This window comes from Achromobacter sp., assembly GCF_049647645.1.
Taxonomy (GTDB): Bacteria; Pseudomonadota; Gammaproteobacteria; order Burkholderiales; family Burkholderiaceae_B; genus Achromobacter.
The window spans coordinates 1-8,974 of record NZ_JBARYB010000284.1 but is presented as its reverse complement, the minus strand read 5'-3'; the positions used below and the strand labels follow the sequence as shown (position 1 = coordinate 8,974).

At 69.6% G+C, this 8,974-nt stretch carries 9 protein-coding genes; 4 read left to right on the top strand and 5 right to left on the bottom strand.

Annotated features, from left to right (window positions below; all coding sequences use genetic code 11):
• Both WBB14_RS32510 and WBB14_RS32505 read left to right on the top strand, forming a co-directional pair.
• The coding region (locus tag WBB14_RS32510; RefSeq protein WP_424243410.1) for an FAD:protein FMN transferase at window positions 1-915 on the top strand (915 nt) is incomplete at its 5' end.
• Between the two features lie 4 nt (window positions 916-919).
• The gene (locus WBB14_RS32505) at window positions 920-2,290 is read left to right on the top strand and encodes a sulfite reductase subunit alpha (RefSeq protein ID WP_424243409.1); all 1,371 of its coding nucleotides are present in this window, start codon (window positions 920-922) and stop codon (window positions 2,288-2,290) included.
• Window positions 2,291-2,318: 28 nt separating this feature from the next.
• Here the strand turns inward: WBB14_RS32505 and WBB14_RS32500 are convergent, their stop codons facing one another.
• Window positions 2,319-3,278: a tripartite tricarboxylate transporter substrate binding protein BugE gene (locus WBB14_RS32500; RefSeq protein WP_424243408.1), complete on the bottom strand. Its 960-nt coding sequence runs from the start codon at window positions 3,276-3,278 to the stop codon at window positions 2,319-2,321.
• 32 nt (window positions 3,279-3,310) lie between these two features.
• Entirely contained in the window at window positions 3,311-4,795 is a 1,485-nt protein-coding gene (locus WBB14_RS32495) for an N-acyl-D-amino-acid deacylase family protein (RefSeq protein WP_424243407.1), read from the bottom strand.
• A gap of 127 nt (window positions 4,796-4,922) precedes the next feature.
• On the opposite strand from WBB14_RS32495, the gene WBB14_RS32490 reads away from it, so the two are divergent.
• The gene (locus tag WBB14_RS32490) at window positions 4,923-5,888 is read left to right on the top strand and encodes a LysR family transcriptional regulator (RefSeq protein ID WP_424243406.1); all 966 of its coding nucleotides are present in this window, start codon (window positions 4,923-4,925) and stop codon (window positions 5,886-5,888) included.
• Window positions 5,889-5,904: 16 nt separating this feature from the next.
• Here the strand turns inward: WBB14_RS32490 and WBB14_RS32485 are convergent, their stop codons facing one another.
• From WBB14_RS32485 to WBB14_RS32475, 3 genes are read right to left on the bottom strand one after another with little or no spacing between them, the layout of a single operon-like run.
• Entirely contained in the window at window positions 5,905-6,348 is a 444-nt protein-coding gene (locus tag WBB14_RS32485) for an SRPBCC family protein (RefSeq protein WP_424243405.1), read from the bottom strand.
• Between the two features lie 47 nt (window positions 6,349-6,395).
• The gene (locus WBB14_RS32480) at window positions 6,396-7,226 is read right to left on the bottom strand and encodes a phosphoenolpyruvate hydrolase family protein (protein WP_424243404.1); all 831 of its coding nucleotides are present in this window, start codon (window positions 7,224-7,226) and stop codon (window positions 6,396-6,398) included.
• A gap of 11 nt (window positions 7,227-7,237) precedes the next feature.
• The gene (locus WBB14_RS32475) at window positions 7,238-8,449 is read right to left on the bottom strand and encodes a Tm-1-like ATP-binding domain-containing protein (RefSeq protein ID WP_424243403.1); all 1,212 of its coding nucleotides are present in this window, start codon (window positions 8,447-8,449) and stop codon (window positions 7,238-7,240) included.
• Between the two features lie 147 nt (window positions 8,450-8,596).
• On the opposite strand from WBB14_RS32475, the gene WBB14_RS32470 reads away from it, so the two are divergent.
• Window positions 8,597-8,974: TetR/AcrR family transcriptional regulator (locus tag WBB14_RS32470; protein WP_424243411.1), on the top strand; the 378-nt coding region annotated here is incomplete at its 3' end.

Sequence of the window (8,974 nt, the reverse complement as noted above, 5' to 3'; positions counted from 1 at the left end):
ACCATGGGCACCACCTGGTCGGCGCGCATGGCGCTGCCGGCCGGGCGCACGGGGGCCGCGGCGCGCCAGGCCATCCAGGCCGCGCTGGACGAGGTGGTCGTCCAGATGAGCACCTGGGAAGCGGATTCCGACATCACGCGCTACAACCAGGCCGCAGCCGGCTGGCAGGCGCTGCCGGCGGGATTCTTCCACGTGCTGAGCCACGCGCTGGCGCTGGCCGAGGACTGCGGCGGCGCTTATGACCCCACCGTCGGACCGCTGGTGAATGCCTGGGGGTTCGGACCGCACCAGCGCGCCTTCGAACCGCCCTCGCCCGCCGCCATCGACACCGCGCGCGCGCGCTGCGGCTGGCGCCGCGTGCAGCTCGACAAGCAAGGGCAAGCGGCATTTCAAGCAGGCGGCACCTATCTGGATCTTTCCTCCATCGCCAAGGGTTACGGCGTGGACTGCGCCGCGATGGCGCTCGATGCCCTGGGCATCACCGACTACCTGATCGAAGTGGGCGGCGAGTTGCGGGCGCGCGGCAGACGGCCCGACGGCCAGTCCTGGCGCGTGGCCATCGAAGTGCCGGACGCCAGCGACGACCACGCGCTGGCGCTGCCGCTGTGCGACCGCAGCATCGCCACCTCGGGCGACTACCGCCGCCATGCGGGCAGCGGCGACCAACGCTACGCCCACACCATCGATCCGCGCACCGGCCTGCCGGTCCGCAACAAGCTGGCCTCGGTCACCGTGCTGCACTCCGGCTGCATGCAAGCCGACGCGCTCGCCACCGCGCTGACGGTGCTGGGCGAAGACGACGGCCTGGCCTACGCGCACCGCCATGATCTGGCGGCCTTGTTCATCCTGCGCGAGCGCGGCGCCTGGCGCGTCGTCGCCACGCCCGCATTCCAGGCACTGGCCGCCATCGACTGACGCCATGCCAGCAACACGATTGATCGCAGCGGCATGCGTGGTGGGAGCCTGGCTGCTCCTGTGCGTCTGGGCCCGGCGCCGCGCCCTGCGCCACGAAGCGCAGCAGGCGTTGGCCCTGCAAGCGCTGCAAGCGCCCGTGCCCGAGGACACCTTGCTGGTCGCCTACGCGACACAGACGGGCTATGCCGAATCGCTGGCGGCGCAAACCGCCGAATCCCTGCGCGCGGGCGGCCTGGCCGTGCGCGTGGCCGCGCTGGGACAGCTGGACGCCAAGCGTCTGGCCGAGTATCGCCGCATGTTGTTCGTGGTCAGCACCTATGGCGAAGGCGACCCGCCCGATGCCGCCGCGGCCTTCGCCGAACAGATGCAGCAGGCTGCCCCGGCGCTGGCCGGCGCGCATTACGCGGTGCTGGCGCTGGGCGACAGCGAATACGCCCAATTCTGCGGCTTTGGCCATCGCCTGGACGACTGGCTGCACGCGCAAGGCGCGACGCCGCTGTTCGACCTGGTCGAAGTCGACAACGGCGACCCGGCAGCCCTGCGCCATTGGCAGCACCACCTGGGCCTGCTGGCCGGACGCAGCGACCTGCCCGACTGGCAGCCGCCGGTCTATGAATCCTGGCGCCTGGCCGCGCGCGAGCCGCTCAATCCGCAAAGCCAGGGCGGCCCTTGCTACCTGTTGACGCTAACGCCGCCAGCCGATGGCGTGCGTAGCTGGCAGGCGGGCGACATCGCCGAGATCGGTCCGCGACGCGAAGCCGGCGGCCCCTTGCTCGCGCACCGCGAGTACTCGATCGCCTCGCTGCCCGAAGACGGTTCGATTCAGTTGCTGGTGCGCCAGATGCGCAGTTCCGATGGCGCCCTGGGCCTGGGCAGCGGTTGGCTGACCCACATCGCCCAGCCCGGCGACGCGATAGACCTGCGCGTGCGCGTGAACCGCAATTTCCACGCGCCGGCCGATGACCGTCCCCTGCTGCTGGTGGGCAACGGCACCGGCCTGGCCGGCCTGCGCGCCCTGATCAAGGCGCGCCGCGCGGCGGGCCACCGGCGCAACTGGCTGGTCTTCGGCGAACGCAATGCCCTGCATGACTGGTTCTGCCGCGCTGAGATCGACGCCTGGCGCGAAGACGGCACGCTGGAGCGCGCGGACGCGGTGTTCTCGCGCGACCAGGCCGACCGCCGTTATGTGCAGCACCATCTGCGCGACCAAGCCGAGGCCGTGCGGGCCTGGGCCGACTTAGGCGCCGCCATCTATGTCTGCGGCAGCCTGCAAGGCATGGCCGGCGGCGTGGACGCCGCGCTGCAGGACATCCTGGGCGCGACGCGCCTGCAGGCCATGCAGCGCGACGGCCGCTACCGCCGCGACGTGTACTGAGCGCGGACCGCCTGCGCCCCTTTCCCGCCTACTGCAGCTTGATGTCGGCCTTGTCGATCACGGTCTTCCAGCGGTCGCGCTCGGCGCGGATCTGCTGGCCGAATTCAGCCGGGGTGTTGCCCAGCGGAAAAGCGCCGGTTTCTTCCATCTTGGCTGCGGTGGCCGGATCGCGCACGGCGCGGGCGAAGGCATCGGCCAGCTTGTCGCGCACGTCATCGGGCATGCCAGCCGGACCGACCACGCCATACCAGGCCGTCACGTCGTAGTCCTTGTAGCCCTGCTCGGCGAACGTCGGCACGTCCGGCAGGCGCGGGTTGCGCTGCGGGCCGGTAATGGCCAGGGCGCGCAGGTGATTGCTCTTCAGGTAAGGCAGCGACGAAGGGAAATTGTCGAAGATCACCGGCACCACGCCGCCCACCGCGTCGGTCAACGCAGGCGCCGATCCGCGGTAGGAAATGCTGTTCATCTTGCCGCCGATGATCTGCAGGAACCAGATCATGCCCAGGTCGTTCACGCCGCCCGCGCCGGCGTTGGCATAGCCATCCTTGTTGGGATTGGCGCGCACGTGCTCGACGAACTCGCCCAGCGTCTTGGCCGGAAACTGCGGATTCACGCTGAGGATGTTGGGGCTGGTGACCAGGTTGCTGACGGGCGTGAAATCCTTGACCGGGTCGTAGGCCAGCTTGGGGAACAGGTGCGGCGCGGTGCCATGCGTGCTGACGGTGGCCAGGCCGACGGTGTAGCCGTCCGGCTTGGCGCGCGCGGTGGCCGTCATGCCTATGGTGCCGGACGCGCCCGTGCGGTTTTCCACCACGATCTGCTGGCCCAGGATCTCGCCGGCCTTCGCTGCCGCGAGACGGCCCACGATGTCGGTCGGGCCGCCCGCGGGGAACGGCACGATCAGGGTGATGGGACGGTCGGGAAATGCCGCGTGGGCGGCGGGCAGCATGGCGGCCAGCGCCAGGGCCACGCAAGTCTTGCGCATCATGGGTATGTCTCCTGTGGGGATGGTTGGAATTCTTATGTAGCTGCGCGGGCGGCGGCCTGCGCCATCGCCTCGCGGCGCAGGATCTTGCCGGGGCGGGCCATCCCGGGGCGGGCCATCCCGGCTTCCGCCGGGAAGACCTGCTGGCCGTTGACCAGTACGTGCTCAACTCCGGCGGACGCCAGCGTCGGCGCTTCCCAGGTGGCGCGGTCCTCGACCGTATCGGCGTCGAACACCACGATGTCGGCCCAGGCGCCCTCGCTCAACTGGCCGCGTCCGACCAGGCCGAACACGCGCGCCGGCAAGGACGTCATCTTGGCGACGGCGCTCTCCAGCGTCATCAGTTCGGCCTCGCGCACATAGCGGCCCAGCACGCGCGTGAAGCTGCCCCACAGGCGCGGATGCGGATGCGCGTCGTTGGGCAGTCCATCCGAGCCCACCATGCAGCACTCGTGCTGGAAGATGCGCTGGACCTCGGCCTCGTCCATGGCGAAGTAGATCGCGCCCGCCGGGCACAGGCGCTGCGCCGCCGTAGTCTTGTCGCAGCCCCAGCGCGCCGCGATATCGCTGAGGAACTGGCCGCCGCACTCGGGATGGGGAGTGGACCAGGTGATGCGTATGTCTTCGATGATTTCGGCGCGCTCCGGAATCAGGATGGTGGAGCTGCCCGGATAGGGGTAGATGTCCAGCGCCACCTCGACGCCCTCGCCGCGCGCGCGATCGATGTTCGCCAGTGTGGCGCGGCTCTTGCCCCAGTTCTGCGGCATCATGCACTTATGGTGCGACAGCACGGTGGCGCAGCCGGTGTTGCGCCCGACCGAGAGCACCTCGTCGACGGCCTCTTCGACCTCGTCGCCTTCGTTGCGGATATGGCTGGTGTGCATCGCGCCGCGCGCCGCCGCCACCCGCGCCAGGCCTTCCAGCTCAGCGGGGCGGGCCGCGCCGCCGGGCTGGTACGCCAGGCCCGTGCTGAAGCCCACGGCGCCCGCGGCCAGGGCTTCGTCCAGCATGCGCTGCATGCTTTCCTGCTCTTCGGCCGTAGGCTGCGCTGCGGGGTCACGCATGGCGGCCAGACGCAGGTTGGCATGCCCCACCAGCGCCGCCACGTTGATCATGGGCTGCTGTGCGCGCAGCTCGCTGAAGTAGGCCTGCATGTCGACGAACAGGGGCGTTTCCCCCAGCAGGGCCAGGGCCGCGGCAGTGTTGCCCGGCAAGGGCGCGGGCGCGCCGCTCACGCCGCAATTGCCCACCACCACCGACGTGATGCCTTGGGTGGTCTTCCATTCCAGACCCGGACGCTCCACGAACATCAGGTCGTCATGGCCGTGCACGTCGATGAAACCGGGAGCCACGATCTTGCCGCGCGCATCCATCCGGCGCGCGGCCGGCACGCCCGCCAGGTCGCCGATTGCGGCAATGCGCTCGCCCGCCACGCCCACGTCGGCACGCCGCCGGGGGCCGCCCAGGCCGTCGATGACCCAGCCGCCTTCGATGATCAGATCCAGAGATTCCTGCCGCATGGTGCTCCCGCCTTGAGGGTCGTGCCGGCGGCTGCGCTTGAATCAGCTGCCGCGGAAAGGGTCTAGTATCGTCCGCCCGATCAATCTGGGAAAATTGTTTTTATTGATCCATCTATCATGATTTGAAATGAATCGTCTGCCCAAGCACGTTACGCTAAAGCACCTGACCGCCTTTGTCGCGGTCGCCCAGGAATCCAGCTTCACGCATGCGGCCAAACGCCTGTTCCAGACGCAGTCGTCGGTGACCAGCCTGGTGCGGCAACTGGAGGACGCCCTGGCCACGCAATTATTCGCGCGCACCAGCCGACGCGTGCTGCTGACGGCGGCGGGCGAGGAATTCCTGCCGCGCGTCATGCGGCTGCTGGCGGATTTCGACGGGGTGATAGACGATGTGCAGCGCTACGGCGCGCTGGAACGCGGACGCGTCGGCGTGGCGGCGGCGCCGTCGGCCATCACGCAGATCATCGCGCCTGCCGCTGCGGCCTTTTCCGCCCGATATCCGGCCGTGCGGCTGTACCTCAGCGACGACAACTCCGGCCGCATCCAGCGCAAGGTCGCCACGCGCGAAGTGGATTTCGGCCTGACCAGCCGCTGGGCCGACGCGCCCGGCCTGCAGTTCGACGCCCTGCTGGAAGACCGCTTCGGCGTGCTGTACCGGGAAGACGACGCCAGTCTGCGTCCCGCGCGCGACGGCGCCATGCGCTGGTCGGACCTGGCCGGCCGCAAACTGGTGGGGGTGGTGGACGAGACCGGCATCATGGCGCTCTTGCGGGCCCGCGCCGACCTGCCGATAGAGGCCGGCGCGCCCTTCTACGAAGCTTCCAGCACCACCTCGCAGGCGGCGCTGGTCAAGGCCGGACTCGGCGTGGCGCTACTGCCCGCCCTGGCGGCGCAACGGGTGATGGAGCCCGGCCTGGCCTATGCATTGCTGGCCCGGCCCACGGTGGTGCGTACGGTCTGCCTCATCCGCCACAAGGAATATCCCTTGAGCCCCGCCGCGCAGGCGCTGATCCGCGCCATCCACGACTACCTGCGCACGGCGCAGCTGCCGGCGGGCTGCAAGCGCATGCCGGCCAAAGGCTTGAAAGCGTAGAAGAGGCGCAGCGCGATCAGGCCGCGCGCAGCTTCTCGTCCAAGGCCGCCAGCCCTGCCGCGAACACGTTGCGGCCCACGGCGTTCGCCACGTCGCTCAACTCCGCGCCCTCGACGCGGAAATCCGCCCACCATTCCGCCAGCGTCTGGCCGCCTTCGGTGACGGCATGCAACGACACGCCGGCGACGTAATCGCGCATGGGCAGGTCGGTCTCGATGATGGAATAGCGCAGCGCCGTGCCTGGATCGTCCAGCATCAGCAGCTGCTCGCGGACGAAGCCCGAAGGCTTGAGCGACAGGTGCCGCACGCTGCCCACGGCGTCGTGGCGGCCGCCCTCTTCCAGGCGGCTTTCGGCGATGCCGGGATGCCAGGCGGCCAGGCCGTTGAAATCGCGGAAGCTGGCCCAGACCTGCTGTAGCGGCGCGTGGATGATGGCGCTGACGTATACGGTGTGCGGCATGCGGACTCCTGCGGGCGCGCGGCCCAGGGATTGAGGGAACTACGGAATCAGAACGTCAGGCTCTTGAACTCGCGGGTGGCCGCGGTCAGCGCCTGTTCAGTCGGCAGCCGCTCCATCGAGCTGGCGCCGTAGAAACCATGGCAGTGCTTGCAAGCGCGCAGCACGTGGGCCGCGTCTTCGGGCGTGGCGATGGGGCCGCCATGGCACAGCACGATGATATCCGGCCGCACCGTCAGCGCGGCCGCGGCGATGCGGTCGATGGCGGCCACGCAGTCATCCAGCGTCTGCGCGGTTTCCGCGCCGATGGCGCCACCGGTGGTCAGGCCCATGTGGGCCACGATGATGTCGGCCCCGGCCTTCGTCATGGCCACGGCGTCGTCCTCGTTGAACACATAGGGCGTGGTCAGCATGCCTTTCTCATGTGCCAGGCGGATCATGTCCACTTCCAGCGCGTAGCCCATGCCGGTTTCTTCCAGGTTGGCGCGGAAGGTGCCGTCGATCAGGCCCACGGTGGGGAAGTTCTGCACGCCGGCGAAGCCCTGGCGCTTGAGGTCGTCGAGGAACACGTCGAAATCGCAGAACGGGTCGGTGCCGTTGACGCCGGCCAGCACCGGCGTCTTCTTCACCACCGGCAGGACTTCGCGCCCCATGTCCACCACGATCTCGTTGGCGTTACCGTAAGCCAGCAGGCCTGCCAGCGAGCCGCGGCCCGCCATGCGGTAGCGGCCCGAGTTGTAGATCACGATCAGGTCGATGCCGCCCGCTTCCTCGCACTTGGCCGACAGGCCGGTACCCGCGCCGCCGCCGACGATGGGCGTGCGCGCGCGCACCATGGCGCGATACTTGTCCAGGAGTTCGTTGCGGTCAAAGCGCGGCATGGCGGCGGTCCTCAGTGTGTAGCGATTTCAAGAAATTGGTCGACCGCGGTCTGCGCGAACAGCGGGTCGTTGATGTGGCAAGGCACGCGCACCAGGCGGCGGTCGGCGGTCTGCACCAGGTTCGCCTCCAGCGCCGCGTACAGGGCCGCGTCGGCCTCCGGGTCCCAGAACGCCTGGCCCGGCGCGTCCAGCGCGGACACGCCGCCTTCCGGGATCAGGAAGCGCACCGGCCCCTGGCATTGGTTCAGTCTGGCGGCGATCCACTCGCCCTGGCGGCTGTTTTCTTCCGCGGTGGTGCGCATCAGCGTCACCTGCGGATTGTGCGGGTAGAACTTGCGGCCGCGGTAGCGTTCCGGCACGGTGTCCATGGCGCCGAAGTTCACCATGTCCAGCGCGCCGCAGGAGCCCACGTAGGGCAAGCCGGTGCGGGCCACGGCGCCGAAACGGTCCTCGGTGCAGGCCAGCACGCCGCCGAACAGGAAGTCGCAGACTTCGGTGGTGGTCAGGTCCAGCACGCCGCCCAGCAAATGGCTGTCCAGCAGTTTTTCCATCGACTGCCCGCCCGTGCCCGTGGCGTGGAACACCAGGCAGTCGTAGCGGGACTCCAGCAGCGGCGTCACCTGTTGCACGCAGGCGGTGGTAACGCCGAACATGGTGATGCCCACCGCAGGCCGGCCATCATCGGCCACAGCGCTGGCGGCCTGCTTGAAGGCGCCGCCGATCGCGCCGGCGGCGTTGGCCAGCACCCGGCGCGAGATGCGGTTCAGGCCGGCCACGTCGGTCACGGAATACATCATGGCGATGTCCGACGGCCCGACATAGGGCGCGACATTGCCCGAGGCCATCGTCGACACCATCATCTTGGGCGTGCCGATGGGCAGCGCGCGCATGGCCGGCGTAATCAGGGCGGTGCCGCCCGAACCGCCCAGGCCCAGCAGCGCGCCGATCTCGGCATTGGCGGCCGCGTAGCGTTCGAAGGCCAGCGCCATGGCCGCGATGGCCGTGCCCCGATCGCCGGTGAAGACCGCGCCGGCGCCGCCGGGATGGCTGGCGGCGACCTCGCTGGCCGGCACCTGGGCCGCGCTGGCGGCGCCGGAGGTGGACACGTCCACGGACACCGGATCCAGCCCATCCCGCCGCAGCAGGTCCATCACGTACTCGGCCTCTTGGCCCTTGGTGTCGTAGGTGGCGGCCACGTAGACCCGCCGTTTCGAATGCGTCATGACTCCTCCGCGGGCGGCTACACTCGGTGCGCGCCTCGATATGTGAGGCCGCGAGGCCTGTAGAATCTAGAAATGAGACGAAAGAATCATACTGAGACACCTGTCTCACGTCAAACTCCCGCCCCCTCCGCAGCCGGCGCGGCGCGGCTGATCGCGCCGGCCAGCCCGCAGGCTGCCGCCAGCGGCGAACCGCCGCACGGGCCGCGCGCGCGCATGCGCAAGACCCTGCTGGATGCGGCGCAGCGGCTGATGGCCCAGGGCATCACGCCGTCGGTGGCCGAACTGGCCGAACACGCGCAGGTCTCGCGCGCCACCGCCTACCGCTACTTTCCCAGCCAAAGCGCGCTGATCGCCGCCGTGGTGGACGAGAGCCTGGGCCCGATCCTGGCCTGGGACTCGGCCGCGCCCGACGCCGCCGAGCGGGTCGACGAACTGCTGCGCTTCGCCTATCCCCGGCTGGCGGCGCACGAGGCGCCGCTGCGCGCCGCCATCATGGTGTCGCTGCAGCAGCACGCCGAGGCCAGC